Annotated in this window: 15 protein-coding genes; all 15 read right to left on the minus strand. The window is 73.4% G+C overall.

The genetic code is table 11. The features are described 5' to 3' along the window. Positions 1-7 precede the first annotated feature (7 nt). The 15 genes from ACZ6EM_RS01160 to ACZ6EM_RS01230 all read right to left on the minus strand — a co-directional run bounded on the left by ACZ6EM_RS01160 (position 8) and on the right by ACZ6EM_RS01230 (position 16,386). A complete protein-coding gene (locus tag ACZ6EM_RS01160) occupies positions 8-2,014 on the minus strand; it encodes an AAA family ATPase (protein ID WP_401055122.1) in 2,007 nt (668 codons plus the stop codon). A 70-nt stretch (positions 2,015-2,084) separates the two neighbouring features. Beyond that, a complete protein-coding gene (locus ACZ6EM_RS01165) occupies positions 2,085-2,411 on the minus strand; it encodes a putative quinol monooxygenase (RefSeq protein WP_465771342.1) in 327 nt (108 codons plus the stop codon). 137 nt (positions 2,412-2,548) lie between these two features. Further along, positions 2,549-3,358, minus strand: coding sequence for an Fpg/Nei family DNA glycosylase (locus ACZ6EM_RS01170; RefSeq protein ID WP_401055471.1), 810 nt, complete (start codon positions 3,356-3,358; stop codon positions 2,549-2,551). A gap of 124 nt (positions 3,359-3,482) precedes the next feature. Further along, positions 3,483-4,142, minus strand: coding sequence for an AAA family ATPase (locus ACZ6EM_RS01175; protein WP_380542668.1), 660 nt, complete (start codon positions 4,140-4,142; stop codon positions 3,483-3,485). A gap of 280 nt (positions 4,143-4,422) precedes the next feature. Then, positions 4,423-4,851 (minus strand): type II 3-dehydroquinate dehydratase, encoded by a 429-nt coding sequence (gene aroQ, locus ACZ6EM_RS01180; RefSeq protein ID WP_049653999.1) that lies wholly within the window; start codon positions 4,849-4,851, stop codon positions 4,423-4,425. 8 nt (positions 4,852-4,859) lie between these two features. Continuing rightward, a complete protein-coding gene (aroB, locus tag ACZ6EM_RS01185) occupies positions 4,860-5,951 on the minus strand; it encodes a 3-dehydroquinate synthase (protein ID WP_359897446.1) in 1,092 nt (363 codons plus the stop codon). Continuing rightward, the gene (locus tag ACZ6EM_RS01190; protein WP_380351178.1) at positions 5,944-6,465 is read right to left on the minus strand and encodes a shikimate kinase; all 522 of its coding nucleotides are present in this window, start codon (positions 6,463-6,465) and stop codon (positions 5,944-5,946) included. The genes aroB and ACZ6EM_RS01190 overlap by 8 nt, the downstream gene beginning before the upstream one ends. After that, the gene (gene aroC / locus ACZ6EM_RS01195) at positions 6,462-7,646 is read right to left on the minus strand and encodes a chorismate synthase (RefSeq protein WP_380351179.1); all 1,185 of its coding nucleotides are present in this window, start codon (positions 7,644-7,646) and stop codon (positions 6,462-6,464) included. Before aroC ends, ACZ6EM_RS01190 begins: the two co-directional genes overlap by 4 nt. Positions 7,647-7,880: 234 nt before the next feature. Continuing rightward, positions 7,881-8,711: a shikimate dehydrogenase gene (locus ACZ6EM_RS01200; protein WP_401055278.1), complete on the minus strand. Its 831-nt coding sequence runs from the start codon at positions 8,709-8,711 to the stop codon at positions 7,881-7,883. Between the two features lie 42 nt (positions 8,712-8,753). Next, positions 8,754-10,694 carry an endolytic transglycosylase MltG gene (mltG, locus tag ACZ6EM_RS01205; protein WP_465771343.1) on the minus strand — a complete coding sequence of 647 codons (1,941 nt, stop codon included), beginning with the start codon at positions 10,692-10,694 and terminating at the stop codon, positions 8,754-8,756. A 208-nt stretch (positions 10,695-10,902) separates the two neighbouring features. After that, positions 10,903-12,153 carry an endolytic transglycosylase MltG gene (gene mltG / locus ACZ6EM_RS01210; RefSeq protein ID WP_465771344.1) on the minus strand — a complete coding sequence of 417 codons (1,251 nt, stop codon included), beginning with the start codon at positions 12,151-12,153 and terminating at the stop codon, positions 10,903-10,905. 148 nt (positions 12,154-12,301) lie between these two features. Continuing rightward, on the minus strand, positions 12,302-12,781 hold the full coding sequence (gene ruvX, locus ACZ6EM_RS01215) for a Holliday junction resolvase RuvX (protein WP_387691946.1): 480 nt from the start codon (positions 12,779-12,781) through the stop codon (positions 12,302-12,304). Then, positions 12,781-15,450 (minus strand): alanine--tRNA ligase, encoded by a 2,670-nt coding sequence (gene alaS / locus ACZ6EM_RS01220; RefSeq protein ID WP_401048286.1) that lies wholly within the window; start codon positions 15,448-15,450, stop codon positions 12,781-12,783. The genes ruvX and alaS overlap by 1 nt, the downstream gene beginning before the upstream one ends. Next, the gene (locus ACZ6EM_RS01225) at positions 15,450-15,902 is read right to left on the minus strand and encodes a DUF6167 family protein (protein ID WP_401048289.1); all 453 of its coding nucleotides are present in this window, start codon (positions 15,900-15,902) and stop codon (positions 15,450-15,452) included. The genes alaS and ACZ6EM_RS01225 overlap by 1 nt, the downstream gene beginning before the upstream one ends. Positions 15,903-15,906: 4 nt before the next feature. After that, the gene (locus tag ACZ6EM_RS01230) at positions 15,907-16,386 is read right to left on the minus strand and encodes a DUF948 domain-containing protein (protein WP_359897457.1); all 480 of its coding nucleotides are present in this window, start codon (positions 16,384-16,386) and stop codon (positions 15,907-15,909) included. Between the last annotated feature and the right edge of the window lie 109 nt (positions 16,387-16,495).

A 16,495-nucleotide genomic window follows, 5' to 3' on the forward strand; every position in this document is an offset into this window, starting at 1 on the left:
AAGGGCGCTACTCCGGCAGCTCCCGCAGCCGCGCCCGGCTGCGCTCCGCGAGCTCCGCGTCGTCCAGCTCCTCGGCGAGGGCGAGCAGCAGGGTGTGGGCCTGCGCCTCCTTCGCGTACTGGCCGCGCTCCTCGGCCCGCCGGGCGCAGTCGCCCGCGTGGGCGGCGGCGAGCTCCGGCTGCCCGAGCGCCCGGTGGGCCCGGGCGCGGACCAGCGGCAGCTTCATCAGCATGTCCTCGTCCCGCGTCCGCTCGGCCTGCGCGGTGGCCTCGGCCAGCCGGGCCAGCGCCTCCTGCGCGCGGCCGTCGGCGATCAGCGCCTGCGCCAGGTTGTAGCTCTGGACGATCTCGCCGTGCTCGTCGCCCCGGTTCGCCGCCAGAGCCAGCGTGAACCGCCGCACCGCGTCGCCCGGGCGGCCGTCGGCCAGGCAGAGCAGACCGTCCGTCTCGTGGAGCACCCCCACCACCCGACGGTCGGTCACCAGCGGGACCTGCTCCGCGGCGAGCGCCAACTGCTCGGCGGCGAGCCGGTATTCCTTGCGGTCGAAGTGGGCCCGGGCGAGCTGGTTGCGCATCCGGACCACGGCGGCCGGCTGGTTGTCCCACTGGGCCGACTCGATGCCGAGCCGGTGGGTGGCGATCCAGTCCTGGTAGAGCCTGCGGTCGTGGTACAGCAGCCAGAGCGACTCGCACAGCCGCCACACCTCGCCGTGCCACCCCTGCCGGGCCGCCTCTTCCACCACCGCGCGGAAGTTGGCCCGTTCCGCGTACAGCCACTCCAGGGCCGCGGTGTCGGAGGCGAAGCGGGGCAGGTCGTCGCCGCTCGGGTCCTGCAGGCGGAGCCTGCTCCCGGCCATCGCACGGTCGGCGACCGAGGCCCGGCCCCGGTAGTAGGCCACGACGGCGGCGAGGAGTTCCCCGCGGCCGGCCAGTTCCCGGGTCCGGCCGTAGGCGTGCAGCCGCACCACGTCGTGGGCCCGGAAGCGGTCCTCGCGGTCGCCGTCCACCACCTCGTCCAGCACGTGGACGCCCCGAAGCTCCCCGATCGCCTGCCCGGCCAGCTCGACGCCGACCGCACGCGCCAGTTCGGCGGAGACGAAGGGGCCGGGGTGCACGCCGATCAGGTGGTAAAGCGCCCGGCCCGGCGCCGACAGCCGCTCGTAGACCAGGTCGTAGGTCGCGCCGAGATCGCTCTCCTCGTCCTCCAGCATCGCCAACCTGCCCTCCCGGTCGTGCAGTTCGGCCACCACCCGGCCGACCGGCAGGTGGTCCCGGTCCAGCAGCTGGCTCCCGACCGCGTTCAGCGCGAGCGGCAGCCCGCCGCACAGCTCGACCAGTTCCGCCAGTTCCCCGTCGGTGCCCCGCCCCGGGCCCACCCAGCCGCGCACCAGCTCGGCGCCCGCCCTCGCGCTCAGCGGGCCGAGCCGGCGCACCACGGCGCCGTCCGTCCGCAGCGCGGGCAGCCGCCGCCGGCTCGCGACCACCACCAGCCCGCAGGCCGGGAGCAGCGCACGGACCTCCGCGGCGTGCTCGACGTTGTCCAGGAAGAACAGGCACCGGCGCTCGGCGGTGGCGGTGCGGAACGCCGTGAACCGCTCGGCCTCCGCGGCCGGGGGCTCGGTGCCGAGGGCGCGCAGGAATCCGGCCAGCAGCTCGGGGAGGTCCACCCCGCCCTGGTGCCGGTAGGCCTTCAGGTCGGCGTAGAGGTCCCCGCCCGGGAAGTGCTCCCGGTGCTCCTCGGTGAACCTCGCGATCAGCTCGGTCTTCCCGACCCCGCCGAGGCCGGTGAACACCACGACCCCGAGTCCGCCCTCCACGACCCGTCCCAAGGCCTCGGTCAGCGCGGCGAGTTCCGGCTCCCGGTTGACGAACGGGCCGTGCGGGGACCGGATCTGATGCGGCCTCGGCACCGCCCGCGGCTGGTGCAGGTGCAGCGCCCCGATGCTCCCGGCCTGCACCACGTGGCCGCCCACCGTGGCGCCCGACACGGTGTTGGCCACCTCCTGCCGCTCCATCCGCCTGCTCCCTCCGGCCGGTCGGCCCCAGCCTACGGGCTGGGCACCCGGCCGGAGGGGCACTCGGACGTCACCGGGGGGTGATCTCGCCCATCTCCGCCCAGCCGTCCAGGCCGGGGATCTCGGTCGAGACGATCCGCGGCTTGGCGGCCACCGCGTACGACAGCTCCTCCATGGCCTTGGCGAAGTGCGCGGACTCCACGTGCTCCTTGCCCGCGTCGCCGTCGCGGAACGCCTCGACCAGGACGAACTCGTTGGGGTCGTCGACGCCGCGGGACCACTCGAAGAAGAGGTTGCCGGGCTCCTGGCGGGTGGCCCGGGTGAACTCGTCGACCAGGCCCAGCCACTCGTCGGCGCGCTCGGGGCGGACCGGGAACTTGACCGTGATGAAGATCATGGGACTTCCTTTCGCTCCACGTTCACACGTGGCCGTGCGGACAGGGGCGCGCGGCTCGGCGCGCTCGACGTCCATCGTCGCAGCTCAGAAGGGCTGTCCACGACACGGGGGCAGCACGCGTCACGATCGGGCGCCCGTCACGCCGACTGGCAGCCCGGGCACCAGAAGAGGTTGCGGGCGGCGTGCTCCTCCGTCCGCACGTCGGTGCCGCAGACCAGGCAGGGCATGGCGGCCCTCCGGTAGACGTACACCTCGCCGCCGTGGTCGTCCACCCGGGGCGGGCGGCCCATCGCCTCGGGGGTGTGCTCCGGGCGGACGGTGTCGATCCGGCCGGCGGTGACGCCCTCGCGCATCAGGGCGACCAGGTCGGCCCAGACCGCGTCCCACTCCCGGCGGGTGAGGTCGCGCCCGGCCCGGTGCGGGTCGATGCCGTGGCGGAACAGCACCTCGGCCCGGTAGACGTTGCCCACCCCGGCCAGCACCTTCTGGTCCATCAGCAGTGCCGCGACGGTCGTCCGGCTGCCCGATATCCGGCGCCAGGCGGCCTCCGGGTCGGCGTCGGCGCGCAGCGGGTCGGGGCCCAGCCGGGCGGCGACGGCGGCCTTCCGGCCCTCGGTGACGAGCGCGCAGGTGTTGGGGCCGCGCAGGTCGGCGTAGCCGTCCTCGTTCTCCAGCCGCAGCCGGATCAGTCCGACCGGCTCGGGCGCCGGGCCGGTGCCGAAGGTGAATCCGCCGTAGAGGCCGAGGTGGACGTGCACCCAGGCGCCCTCCTCGAAGCCGAGGAAGAGGTGCTTGCCGGTGGCCTCCGCACCGGTGAGCAGCTGCCCGTCGATCACCTTGGCCTCGTCGGCGAACCGGCCCTGCGGGCTGGAGACCCGCACCGGGCGGCCGCCGAAGGCCTTCCGGTTCTCGGTGGCGAGGCGGTGGATGATGTGGCCTTCGGGCACGGGCGTCGGCTCCTCCGGGCGCGGCGACATGACCCGTCCATCATCGCAGCCGGCTCCGACAGCTCCGCGACGCCGCGGGCCGGCGGACCGGGAAGGCACGGCTCCCGCGGGCCGGGGCGGCGGTTCAGCGGACCGGGATGCCCATCAGCCGGGCCAGGATGACGCGGTCCAGCTCGGCGGCCGTCCCGGCGACGTCCAGGGAGGAGTTGTCGATGATCGGCAGCCCGGAGTTGTACCAGCCGGCCATCCGCCCGTGGATGCGGGCGACCTCCTCGTCCCCGAGGCGGCGGTTGCCGCTGCGCCGGGCGTTGCGGTGCAGGACGGAGTCCAGGCTGGGCAACAGGACGACCGGGATCATGCCGGGGCCGATGTGCCGCTTCCAGCCGCCGAGGCCGATCGCCGGGCGGTCCGGGAAGACGGCGTCGTCGATGATGCAGGAGATGCCGTTGGCCAGGTAGTTGCGGCAGGCGAAGCCGCAGGTGCGGCGGGCCAGCCGGTACTGCGCCTCGGAGGCGTTGTTCCAGCCGGACTGGGGGTTGGCGAAGCCGGACTGCACCCACTCGCGGACGTCGTCCAGGCTGATGTGCGCGGTCGGGGTGGGCCGCCGCTCGGCCCAGTGGCGGGCGACGGTGGTCTTGCCGGCCCCGGCCGGTCCGATCAGCAGGACGGCGATCGGCCCGGTGGCCGCGTGCTGCCGCGGCGGGTGGGTGGGCAGTTGGACGGGCGCGCCGGACGGCAGCACGAAGTGCCCGGTTCCGCCGGCGGGCACCGGGGCGCTCGGCACGGGTGCGGCCGCGGGGGCCGGGGCGGAACGGGCGACGGGCCCGGGAGCGGCGGGGGCCGCGGGCGCCGGCCGGACCGGCGGGGACGGAGGGGCGAGCGGCGCCCCCGACGACGTCCCCCGTGTCCCGCCTCCCGGCGGTACCGGTGGAGCGACGGGACGCGGCGGGACCTGCCCACCTCCGGCGTACTGCGTCACGGCACCTCCCGACACCTCTCAGCGGGGACACTACACGGCGGCCCGGCGGCGGGCACAGTCCGCCGCCGGGCCACCGCCCGTACCCTCAGCGGGTGGTGAGCCGCTCGGCCAGCGCGCGCAGCGCCAGCTCGTAGGAGCCGAGCCCGAAGCCGGCGATGGTGCCGGAGGCCACCGCGGCGATCACCGAGGTGTGCCGGAAGGTCTCCCGGGCGTACGGGTTGGAGATGTGCACCTCGATCAGCGGCGCGGTGCGCTGGGCCGCGGCGTCCCGCATCGCGTACGAGTAGTGGGTGAACGCGCCGGGGTTGATCACCACCGGCACCTGCCCGTCGGCCGCCTCGTGCAGCCACTCCACCATCTGCTGCTCGGAGTTGGTCTCGTGCACCTCGACCTCGAAGCCGAACTCCTTGCCCAGCGCGGTGCACCGCTCGACCAGTCCGGCGTACGAGGTGGCGCCGTAGACGTCCGGCTCCCGGCTGCCCAGCCGGCCCAGGTTGGGGCCGTTGAGCACCATCACCCTGGTCACGCCGAGACCTCCGCGTACGCGGCGACCAGCAGCGACGGGTCGGGGCCCTCCAGCACCGAGGTCTTGCCCAGGCCGTCCAGCACGATGAAGCGGATCAGGTCGCCGCGCGACTTCTTGTCGATCTTCATCGCGTCCAGCAGCTTCGGCCAGGCGTCCGCCCGGTAGCTCAGCGGCAGGCCGACCGAGGCCAGAACGGTGCGGTGCCGGTCGGCCGTCTCGTCGTCCAACCGCCCGGCCAGGCGGCCGAGTTCGGCGGCGAAGACCATGCCGATGGAGATCGCGGCGCCGTGCCGCCACTTGTACCGCTCGTTGCGCTCGATGGCGTGACCGAGGGTGTGGCCGTAGTTGAGGATCTCGCGGCGGCCGGACTCCTTGAGGTCCCCGGAGACCACGTCGGCCTTGACCTGGATGGCCCGGCGGATCAGCTCGACGGTGTGCGGCCCGGCCGGCGTCCTCGCGCCCTCCGGGTCGGCCTCGATCAGGTCGAGGATGGCCGGGTCGGCGATGAAGCCGCACTTGATGACCTCGGCCAGGCCGGAGACGTAGTCGTGCTTGGGCACGGTCTCCAGGGTGCCGAGGTCGGCCAGCACGCCCACCGGCGGGTGGAAGGCGCCGACCATGTTCTTGCCCTCGGCGATGTTGATGCCGGTCTTGCCGCCGACGGCCGCGTCGACCATGCCGAGCAGCGTGGTGGGCATGGAGATCCAGCGCACCCCGCGCAGCCAGGTGGCGGCGACGAAGCCGGCCAGGTCCGTGGTGGCGCCGCCGCCGAGGCCGACCACGACGTCGCTGCGGGTGAAGCCGGTCTGCCCGAGCACCGACCAGCAGTACGCGGCGACCTCGACGCTCTTGGCTTCCTCGGCGTTGGGCACCTGCAGCGCGATGGCCTCGTAGCCCTCGCCGACCAGGTCGTCGCGGATCGCGTCGGCGGTGGCGGCCAGCGCCTCCGGGTGGATGATCGCGACCCGCTTGGCCCGGGCACCGATCAGCGGCGCCAGCTCACCGAGCAGCTGGTGCCCGATCAGCACGTCGTACGGGTCGTGGCCGGCGCTGCCGCCGACGTGGATCCTGACGGTGGTGTCAGTCATGGGGGGTCTTCAGCTCCAGTGCTTCCAGTACGGCGTCCGCGACCTGCTCCGGGCTGCGCCCGGCGGTGTCGACCACGGCGGTGGCCACCTCCAGGTAGAGGGGGCGGCGGGCCTCCATCAGCTCGCGCCAGCGGGCCCGCGGATTGACGGCCAGCAGCGGGCGCGGGGCGTCCAGGCCGACCCGCTTGACGGCGTCGGCGAGCGGGACCTCCAGGAGGACCACCGGCAGCTCGTGCAGCAGCGCGCGGGTGGCCTCGGCCAGCACCGCGCCGCCGCCGAGCGCCAGGACCCCGTCGTGCCCCTCGGCCGCCGCGCGCACGGCCGCCGCCTCCAGCGCGCGGAAGTGCGGCTCGCCCTCGTCGACGAAGATGTCCGGGATCGGCTTGCCGACGGTCGCCTCGATGTCGGCGTCGGTGTCCCGGAAGCCCACGCCCAGGCGCTCGGCCAGGACCCGCCCGACGGTGGACTTGCCACTGCCGGGCGGGCCGACCAGCACCACAACGGGACTGGTCATCGGATGATCAGGTTGTCGAGGTAGCTCTGCACGTTGCGGCGGGTCTCGGAGACGTTGTCGCCGCCGAACTTCTCGTTCACCGCGTCCGCCAGCACCAGCGCGACCATCGCCTCGGCGACGATGCCCGCGGCCGGCACCGCGCAGACGTCCGAGCGCTGGTGGTGCGCCTTGGCCGGCTCGCCGGTGCGCACGTCCAGGGTCTGGAGCGCCCGCGGCACGGTGGCGATCGGCTTCATCGCGGCGCGCACCCGCAGCACCTCACCGGTGGACAGGCCGCCCTCGGTGCCGCCGGAGCGGCCGGAGGTTCGCTTGACGCCCTCGGCGGTCGGGACGATCTCGTCGTGCGCCTTGGAGCCCGGCACCCGGGCCAGCTCGAAGCCGTCGCCGACCTCGACGCCCTTGATCGCCTGGATGCCCATCAGCGCGGCGGCCAGCCGCGCGTCCAGCCGGCGGTCCCAGTGCACGTGCGAGCCGAGGCCCACCGGCACGCCGTACGCCAGCACCTCGACCACGCCGCCCAGGGTGTCGCCGTCCTTGTGGGCCTGGTCGATCTCGGCGACCATCGCCTTCGAGGCGTCGGCGTCCAGGCAGCGCACCGGGTCGGCGTCCAGTCGCGCCTCGTCCGAGGGCAGCGGCACCACACCGGCCGGCGCCTTGGCGGCGGCCAGCTCGACCACATGGCTGACGATCTCGATGCCGGCCACCTCGCGGAGGTACGCGCGGGCGACGGCGCCCAGCGCGACCCGGGCGGCCGTCTCCCGGGCGCTGGCGCGCTCCAGGATCGGCCGGGCCTCGTCGATCGAGTACTTCTGCATGCCGGCCAGGTCGGCATGGCCGGGCCGGGGGCGGGTGAGCGCCTCGTTGCGGGCCAGGCCCGCCAGCACCTCGGGGTCGACCGGGTCGGCCGACATGACCTGCTCCCACTTCGGCCACTCGGTGTTGCCGACCATGACCGCGACCGGGCTGCCCATGGTCAGACCGTGCCGGACGCCGCCGAGGAAGGTCACCTCGTCCTGCTCGAACTTCATCCGCGCCCCGCGGCCGTAACCGAGCCGGCGGCGCGCCAGCGCGTCGGCCACCACAGCGGTGGTGACCGGTACACCGGCGGGCAGGCCTTCCAGCGTCGCGACGAGTGCGGGGCCGTGCGACTCCCCCGCCGTCAGCCAGCGCAACGTACCCAACGGAGCTCCTTCATCAGCGGACCGGACCTCGGCACCGCCGGGGCCCGCCCCGGGCGTGCCTTGTGCCTGAATCCTTTCATGCCCCAGCAGCACCTGGGGGCACAGTCCGCGTGCCGGACGGCAACCGGCCACCATCCGGCCGGGAACCACCCGGGGAACCGGCCGGAGGGCGGGCCCGGCACCCGGCCGGAGGACCGGGCCCACGACCGGCGCCCCGGCACTCGGCGCGGGGGCTCAGTGCCCGGCGAGCGCCTTCTCCCCCGCCTCGCGCATCGCCGCCAGCGGCCCGGGCGTCCGCCCGGTGAAGGCCTCGCTCTGCAGCACCGCCTGGTGCACCAGGAGGTCCAGCCCGCCCAGGACGGTCGCCCCGCGCCCGGCGCAGGCGGCGGCCAGCGCCGTCGGCCACGGGTGGTACAGCACGTCGAACAGCGCGCCCGGCTCGGCGGGCAGCGCGTCGGCGAAGACGTCCGTCGCGCCCACCGGCGTGGTGGAGACGGTCAGCGGCCGGGCCAGCGCCTCGGCGCCGCGCTCCCAGTCGGCGGTGCGGACGGCCAGGCCCAGCCGGTCGCCCAGCTCGGCCATCTCCCGGGCCCGCTCGGCACTGCGCACGTAGACCGTCACCTCGCCGGTGCAGATCTGGGAGAGCGCGGCCAGCGCCGAGGAGGCGGTGGCCCCGGCGCCCAGGACGGCCGCCTCGGGCACCTCGGTGATCCCGCGCTCGCGCAGCGCGTTGACCAGCCCGGGGACGTCGGTGTTGTCCCCGGTGCGCCGACCGTCGGCGGTGAACACCACGGTGTTCACCGCGTCCACCGAGCGGGCCGTCGCGCTGACCTCGTCGAGCAGCGGGATGACCGCCCGCTTCAGCGGCATGGTGAGCGACAGCCCGGCCCACTCGGCCTCGTCCAGCGCGGCGACGAACCCGGGCAGCCCGGCCTCGTCGACCTCGAAGCGGTCGTAGCGCCAGCCGTCCAGTCCGAGCGCCGCGAAGGCGGCCCGGTGCAGGTCCGGCGAGAGCGAGTGGGCGATCGGCGAACCGAGAACGGCCGCCCGGTGCTTGCTGGTCAACGCTGCCTCTCCGCGAACTGGCGAACTGTCGTCCGGCCGTGGCTACTTCTTGGTGGTGCAGTGACCGCGCGCCTCGTCGAAGCCCTGCCCGGCCAACTGGCAGTACTCCTTGACGTTGGCGTAGTGCTCCTTGCTCGTCTCGGCGAACCGGGTCTGGATCGGGGACATCGCGATGAAGTACAGCCACTTTCCGTCCGCCGGGTGCAGCGTCGCGTTGAGCGCCTCGTCGCCGGGGTTGGAGATCGGACCGGGCGGCAGGCCCGGGTTGATGTAGGTGTTGTACTTGTTGGACGCGTCGTCCATGTCCTTCTTGTCGAGGTCCTTGCGGTTCAGCGAGTACTGGAGCGTGGTGTCCATGCCCAGCCGGTGGTTGATCTCGCCGCCGGCCGCCAGCCGGTTCTGGATGGTCTTGGCCATCTTGGCGAAGTCTTCCGGGTTGTTGCCCTCGCGCTGGAGGATGCTCGCCTCGATGAGCACCTCGTAGCCGGTCTTCAGCCCCACCGAGGCGGCCTGGGCGTCCAGGCCGGCGTACTTCTCGGTGGCGTTCTTCACCATCTGCTTGAGCAGGTCCTCGGGCTTCATGCCCTCGGCGATGTTGTAGCGGGTCGGCCAGAGGAAGCCCTCGATGTTGCCGTTGGCGTACGGCGGCAGGCCGAGGTCGTTGACCTGGGCCTTGGCGACGCCCGCCGTGGTGCCCGCCTGCAACTTCAGCTTGGTGTCGATGAGGGTGTAGATCTCGGTGGAGTTCTTGCCCTCGGGGACGACGATCGCCGCGCCGCCCGCCTGGGCGAGCAGCTCCTTGAGCGCGGCCGCGGCCGGCATCTCCTTCTTCAGCCCGTAGTAGCCGTACTGGATGGTGCCGCACTTGGGCTCGGCCTTGCAGGCCGCGGAGAAGGCGTCGACGCTCTTGACCACGCCGGCGTTCTTCAGCGCCAGGCCGATCTGCCCGCCGACCGCGCCCTTCTTGACCTCCACCTGGACGGAGCCGGTGCCCTCGCCGGTGAAGTCCTCCGGCGGGCCGAAGTGGTCCTGGTAGAAGCCGTAGCCCCACCAGCCGGCCCCGCCCACGGCGCCGAGCAGCACCAGCGCGACCAGCAGACAGGCGCCGCCGTTGCGGCGGCCCGACTTCTTGCCCTTCTCCTTGCGCTTCTTCTGGGCCTCGCGGGACTCGTCCCGCTCCCCGAGGAAGCCGGCCTCCCCGGCCTCCCCGGCCTCGGCGTGCTCGTCGAGGTAGCCGTCGTCCTCGTGGCGGACGTCCTGGTGGCCGTCCCACTCGTCCGTCCCGGCCTCGCGCGCGGCACCGACCGGGTCGGCGCCGGCCTCCAGCGCGGCGGCCTCGGCCTCCCAGTCGATCCCGTCCGGGCCGGGGCCGGAGGCCGGCGCGGGCTCCGGGGCCGGCTGCCGCCGTCGTCGCCGCGGCGTCTGCTGCTGCTGGGGATCCTGCTGGGGCTGGGCGTGCTGCTGGGGCAGGGGCTCCTGCTGCTGAGGGGTCTGCTGCGGGGGCGCCTGCTGCTGGGGCGCCTGCTGGCCACCGGGGAAGCCCTGCTGGTAGCCCTGCTGCTGCATCGGCGCCTGCTGCTGGGGCATCTGCTGCTGCGGATAGCCCTGCTGCACCTGCTGCTGCGGTTGCACGTACCCCTGCTGGGGGTAGCCCTGCTGCGGCACCTGCTGCTGCACCTGCTGGGGGTAGCCCTGCTGGCCGCCCGGGTAACCCTGCTGCGGCATCTGCGCCTGCTGCTGCTGCTGCGGATAGCCCTGCTGCGCCATCATCTGCTGCTGCATCTGCGGCGTCATCTGCTGCTGGGCGTACCCCTGCTGCACGTCCCCGTACGGCTGCTGCTGGGCCGCCTGGCCCTGCTGCGGGTACTGCTGCTGCCACTGGCCGTCCTGCTGGCCGGGGACCGGCTGCCGGCCGTCGTACCCGGGATCACCGGGGTGCCACGGCTCGCCCTGGGGGCCGTAGCCCCCACCCAGATCGGTCATCGATCCCCTTAACCGACGGTGACGACCGGAGGATCGAACCGGCCGCCCGGGACGACGCGGTCCCGGCTGATTCTCGAACCGGCGTGCTAGCGCAGCGCCTGGAGGGAGACGTTACCGTACCGCAGCCTTACCCCCGCCCGGGCGGACGCACGGTCGGTGAGCGATCTCACCGACGGCACACGACACCGTTACGGTGCCCCCGACACCGTCACGGCGTCCCCGCACCGGCCCCGCCGGCGCCCCCCGGGCCGGAGGACGCCGGGGAGGACGGGTCCGCGGCCGGGGCACCGGGCTTGGCCGCCGCCCGGTTGGCGTTGAACTCGGCCACGTTGCGTTGATGAACGTCGAAGCTGTCGGTGAAGCGGGTGTCCCCCGGTTTCACGGTGACGAAGTACAGCCAGTCCCCCGGCGTCGGGTCCAGCGCGGCCAGGATCGCCTGCCGCCCGGGGTTGGAGATCGGGCTCGGCGGCAGCCCGGGGTGCAGGTAGGTGTTGTACGGGGAGTCCAGCTTGGTGTCGGTCACCGAGGTGTTCAGGGTCGAGCGGCCGAGCGCGTAGTTGATGGTGGAGTCCAGCTGCAGGGGCATGCCCTTGGCCAGCCGGTTGTAGATCACCCGGGCCACCTTGCCCATGTCCTCGGTGTTGTCGGCCTCGCCCTGGACCATGCTGGCCACGGTGATCAGCCCGTACACGCTCTGCCCGAGGTTCTGCGCGACCACGGTGGCGTCGTCCCGGCCGAACTCCTTGCCGGCCCGGTCCACCATCTGCTTCAGCAGGTCGAAGGCGGTGGTGCCCTCGGTGACGCTGTACGTCGCCGGGAACAGGTAGCCCTCCGGGCTGCCGTTGGTGAAGTCGGGCAGGCCGAGTTCGGCGCCCTGATCCTGGGCGGTCTTCCGGGCGGTGCCCTCGGGCAGGTTCAGCTTCCGGTCGATGGCCGCGTAGATCTGGTAGCCGCGCCAGCCCTCGGGGATGGTCAGACCGTTGGCGTTGGCCGGGTCGATCAGGATCGCCAGCGCCGCCGCGGCCGACATCTTCTGCTTCAGCGTGTACGTCCCGGGCTGGATCCGCCCGGCCGCCGCCGCGCTGCCCTTCGCGGCCCGGGTGAAGGCGAGCGAGCTGGCCACCACCCCGTTGCGGACCAGCGCGGAGGCGATCTGGGAGAGGCCGGCGCCCTCCGGGACGGAGACCTGGACGCTGCCGGTGCCCTGCCCGGCGAAGTCGGCGGCGGCCGGGGGTTTGCGCTGCGCCTGGAGCCAGGTGTACCCGGTCAGCCCGATCCCGCCGAACACCGCGATCAGCGCGAACGCGGTGAGCCCGCAGGCCAGTCCGTTGCGCCGTCGGTGCGGATCCGGCGCATCGAAGCGCGGGCGGGGCGCGCCCGGCGGACGGCCCTCCGGTTCCAGCACCGGAGCGCCCAGATGCCCGGGCGTGAGCCCCGGGTGGAAGTCCTGGTCGGTCATGGCTCGCGCCCCCTCGGTGGTCCCGGATCGATCCGGATCAATATGAATCGATGCGAATCGATCCATAACGGACACGGAAGCGAACGAAAAAGGGTCCGTGCGGACGCGTCCGCACGGACCCCTCAAACGGGACGTTAGATCAGACCGGTCAGCCGACCGCCTCGACGCTCTCACCGGGCGGGCGTCCGCTCACCCGTTCGGACTCAAGGGCGGTCTGGAGGATCACCACCGCGGCGGCCTGGTCCACCACCGAGCGGCCCTTCTTCGCCTTGACCCCCGAGGCGCGCAGCCCGTGGGTCGCGGTGACGGTCGACATCCGCTCGTCCACCAGCCGCACCGGCACCGGGTAGAGCCGGTCGGCCAGCCGGGCCGCGTACGCCCGGACCTTCTCCGCCGCCGGGCCCTCCTTGCCGCTGAGCGAGCGCGGCAGCCCGACGATCACCTCCATCGCGCCGTACTCGTCGACGATGGCGGCGATCCTGGCCTGCGACTTCACCCCGGCCGGGACGGTCTCCACGGGCGTGGCGAGCACCCCGTCGGGGTCGCAGGACGCGACCCCGATCCGGGCGTCCCCGACGTCGACGGCGATCCGCCGCCCACGCCGGAAGGGCCTCTCCTCCTGCTCCATCAGCTGGCGCGCTCCGCGACCAGGCCGCGCACCGCGGCGATGGCCTCGCCGACCGCGGCCGGGTTGGAGCCGCCGCCCTGGGCGACGTCGTCCTTGCCGCCACCGCCGCCGCCGAGGGTCTTGGCGGCGGTCCGGACCAGCTCGCCGGCCTTGATGCCACGGCCGCGGGCGTCCTCGTTGGTGGCGATCACGGTCAGCGGGCGGTCGTTGGCGACGGTGAAGGCGGCGACCACGGCCGGGCGGGCGCCGAGGCGGCCGCGCACGTCCAGGACCAGCTTGCGCAGCTCGTCCGCGCCCACGCCGTCGGCGACCTGCGCGGCGACCACCGCGATGCCGTGCACGTCCTCGGCCGAGTCGGCCAGACCCGCCGCGGCGGCCAGCACCTTCTCGGCGCGGAAGCGCTCGATCTCCTTCTCGGCGTCCTTGAGCTTGGCGAGCATGCCCGAGATCTTCTCCGGCAGCTCCTCCGGGCGGCCCTTGACCAGCTCGGTGAGCTGGGCGACCACGGTGTGCTCACGGGCCAGGAAGCGGTACGCGTCGGTGCCGACCAGCGCCTCGACGCGGCGCACGCCGGAGCCGATCGAGGACTCGCCGAGCAGCTTCACCAGGCCCAGCTGGGCGGTGTTGCCGACGTGGGTGCCACCGCACAGCTCCTTGGAGAAGTCGCCGATGGTGACGACCCGGACCTCGTCGCCGTACTTCTCGCCGAACATCGCGATGGCGCCGGCCTTGCGGGCCTGGTCCATCGTCATGACCTCGGCGGTGACCTCCAGCTCGCGGCCCAGCACGTCGTTGATCTTCTGCTCGACGTCGACCAGCACGCTGCCGGGAACGGCGGCGGGCGAGCCGAAGTCGAAGCGGAAGCGGCCGGGGGCGTTCTCGGAGCCGGCCTGGGCGGCCGTCGGGCCGAGCGCGTCGCGCAGCGCCTGGTGGGTCAGGTGGGTGGCCGAGTGGGCACGGGCGATCGCCCGGCGGCGCTCGATGTCGATCGTGGCGTACGCCGAGGCGCCCAGCACGACCTCGCCGAACAGCACCCCGCCGGAGTGCACGACGACGCCCGGGACGGGCTGCTGCACGTCGCGGATCTCCACCACCGCGCCGGACTCCAGCCGGATCCGGCCCTGGTCGGCGAGCTGGCCGCCGCCCTCGGCGTAGAACGGGGTGCGGTCGAGGATGATCTCGACCTCGTCGCCCTCGGAGGCGGCCGGCGACGGGACGCCGTCCACCAGCAGGCCGACCACGGTGGCCTCGCCCTCGGTGAGGGCGTAGCCGGTGAAGACGCTCGCGCCGGACTTGTCGGCGACCTCGCGGTACGCGGCGACGTCGGCGTGGCCCATCTTCTTGGCCTTGGCGTCCGCCTTGGCCCGGTCCCGCTGCTCCTGCATCAGGCGGCGGAAGCCGGACTCGTCCACCTGGAGGCCCTGCTCCTCGGCCATCTCCAGGGTGAGGTCGATCGGGAAGCCGTAGGTGTCGTGCAGCTTGAACGCCTGCTCGCCGGAGAGCACCGCGCCGCCGGCCTGCTTGGTCTCGGTGACCGCGACGTCCAGCAGGTTGGTGCCGGCCTTCAGGGTCTGGAGGAAGGCGCCCTCCTCGCCGACGACGACCGTCTCGATGCGCTTGCGGTCGCTCTCCAGCTCGGGGTACTGCGGGGCCATCGCCTTGATCGCGACGTCGATGAGCTCCTTGGCCACCGGCTCGGTGGCGCCCAGCAGGCGCATGTTGCGGATGGCGCGGCGCAGGATGCGGCGCAGCACGTAGCCGCGGCCCTCGTTGCCGGGGGTGACGCCGTCGCCGACCAGCATCAGCGCGGTGCGGATGTGGTCGGTGACCACGCGCAGCGAGACGTCCGACTTGTGGTCGGCGCCGTAGGTGTGGCCGGTGAGCTCGGCGGCGCGGTCGAGGATCATCCGGCTGGTGTCGATCTCGAAGAGGTTGTCGACGTCCTGCAGGATGGCGGCGAGGCGCTCCAGGCCGAGGCCGGTGTCGATGTTCTTGCTCGGCAGGTCGCCGAGGATCTCGAAGCCGTCCTTGCCGTCGCCGTGGCCGCGCTCGTACTGCATGAAGACCAGGTTCCAGATCTCCAGGTAGCGCTCGCCGTTGACGGCCGGGCCGCCCTCCTCGCCGTACGCGGGGCCGCGGTCGTAGTTGATCTCCGAGCACGGGCCGCACGGGCCGGGGACGCCCATCGACCAGAAGTTGTCCTTCATGCCCAGGCGCTGGATGCGCTCCGAGGGCACGCCGATGACGTCACGCCAGATCTGCTCGGCCTCGTCGTCGTCCTTGTAGACGGTGATCCAGAGCTTCTCCTTCTCCAGGCCGTAGCCACCGTCCGCGACGGGGGTGGTGAGCAGGTCCCACGCGAACTTGATGGCTCCTTCCTTGAAGTAGTCGCCGAAGGAGAAGTTGCCGCACATCTGGAAGAAGGAGCCGTGCCGGGTGGTCTTCCCGACCTCCTCGATGTCCAGGGTGCGCACGCACTTCTGGACGCTGGTGGCGCGCGAGAACTGCGGCTTGACCTCGCCCAGGAAGTAGGGCTTGAACGGCACCATGCCGGCGTTGACGAGCAGCAGGGTGGGGTCGTCGGCGACCAGGGACGCCGACGGAACGACGGTGTGGCCGCGCTCCTCGAAGAAGCGCAGCCAGCGGCGGCGGATCTCAGCCGACTCCATTAGTGGTCCTTCCGGTTCGGGGTGCCGCCCCGCGGCGGCAGGGCGCGGCGGGGCGTTTCTTCAGTGGTCCGGGGGGTGGTGCGGGAGCTGCGGGACGGAGGCAGGGCGGCGGCCGGGCTACCGGGCGCCGCCGAGATAGCTCGGTACTGCGGCTCGCCGGAGGGGGGCGGCGCGGAACGCTTCCCCAGGAGGGACCGGCGGTCGCCGCGGGGCTCCACCACGGCGGTGCCGTGCAGCCCGAGGTCGTCCTTCAACTGCTCCTCGCGCTCGGCCATGCCGGCCTGCACGTCCCGGGCGAACTGCTTGGCCAGGTCGCCCAGGTGCAGCGCGCCGCGGGCGGCGGTGCCGGAGAGGCTGTCCGGGGTGAGCCGGTGCACGGCCTCGTTGGCCTTGTTCATGGCCCAGACGGTGGCGCCGGCGCCGACCGCCATCCAGAAGATGCGTCGCACCATGCCGTCAGCCCCTCACCGCGCGCCGGACCCGGGAGAACAGGCCGCTCCTGGGCGCGGTCGCGGCGCGCACCTCGGCCCGGATCAGCCGGGCCAGCTCCTCGCGCTCGCCGGCCTGCGCCGGCACCGGCGGCAGGCCGCCCTGCTGCCGGGCGACGGCCTTGCGCACGCCGTAGCTGAACGCCGCGACCTTCACCAGCGGTCCGCCCAGGGTGGCGGCCACGGTGGAGGAGAGCGCGTTGGCGTTGGCGGCGGCGTCCTGCACGTTGGCGGTGATCTCGTCGACCCGCTCCAGCTGCTCGTTGGCGCTGCGCACCGCGGCGCCCGCGTCGGTCAGCAGCGGAACGGCCTGTTCGGTGACCGCGGAGACCAGGACGGCGGCCTCCTTGAGCACCCGCGAGAGGCGGACCAGCACCACGGCGAGCAGGGTGACCAGGACCGCCCAGAACACGGCGACGAGCAATCCGGCCAGCTCTCCCACGGACACCTTTGCGCGCTCCCTCGCCTTGCAGTTCTCCTGGGCCTGTCAGACAGGCCCCAGCAGGAAACCCTATCGCGCCCAGGCCCGGTTTCCGGACCGGGTTGTTCGCCCGGCG

The organism is Kitasatospora sp. NPDC041917 (assembly GCF_055589745.1).

Excerpts from the sequence above, each read along its gene's own strand:
- alaS (WP_401048286.1), bottom strand. The coding sequence starts at position 15,450 with ATGGAGTCGGCTGAGATCCGCCGCCGCTGGCTGCGCTTCTTCGAGGAG.
- ruvX (WP_387691946.1), bottom strand. The coding sequence starts at position 12,781 with ATGGAGCAGGAGGAGAGGCCCTTCCGGCGTGGGCGGCGGATCGCCGTC.
- mltG (WP_465771344.1), bottom strand. The coding sequence starts at position 12,153 with ATGACCGACCAGGACTTCCACCCGGGGCTCACGCCCGGGCATCTGGGC.
- ACZ6EM_RS01160 (WP_401055122.1), bottom strand. The coding sequence starts at position 2,014 with ATGGAGCGGCAGGAGGTGGCCAACACCGTGTCGGGCGCCACGGTGGGC.
- ACZ6EM_RS01225 (WP_401048289.1), bottom strand. The coding sequence starts at position 15,902 with ATGGTGCGACGCATCTTCTGGATGGCGGTCGGCGCCGGCGCCACCGTC.
- ACZ6EM_RS01190 (WP_380351178.1), bottom strand. The coding sequence starts at position 6,465 with ATGACCAGTCCCGTTGTGGTGCTGGTCGGCCCGCCCGGCAGTGGCAAG.
- ACZ6EM_RS01165 (WP_465771342.1), bottom strand. The coding sequence starts at position 2,411 with ATGATCTTCATCACGGTCAAGTTCCCGGTCCGCCCCGAGCGCGCCGAC.
- aroB (WP_359897446.1), bottom strand. The coding sequence starts at position 5,951 with ATGACTGACACCACCGTCAGGATCCACGTCGGCGGCAGCGCCGGCCAC.
- mltG (WP_465771343.1), bottom strand. The coding sequence starts at position 10,694 with ATGACCGATCTGGGTGGGGGCTACGGCCCCCAGGGCGAGCCGTGGCAC.
- aroQ (WP_049653999.1), bottom strand. The coding sequence starts at position 4,851 with ATGGTGCTCAACGGCCCCAACCTGGGCCGGCTGGGCAGCCGGGAGCCG.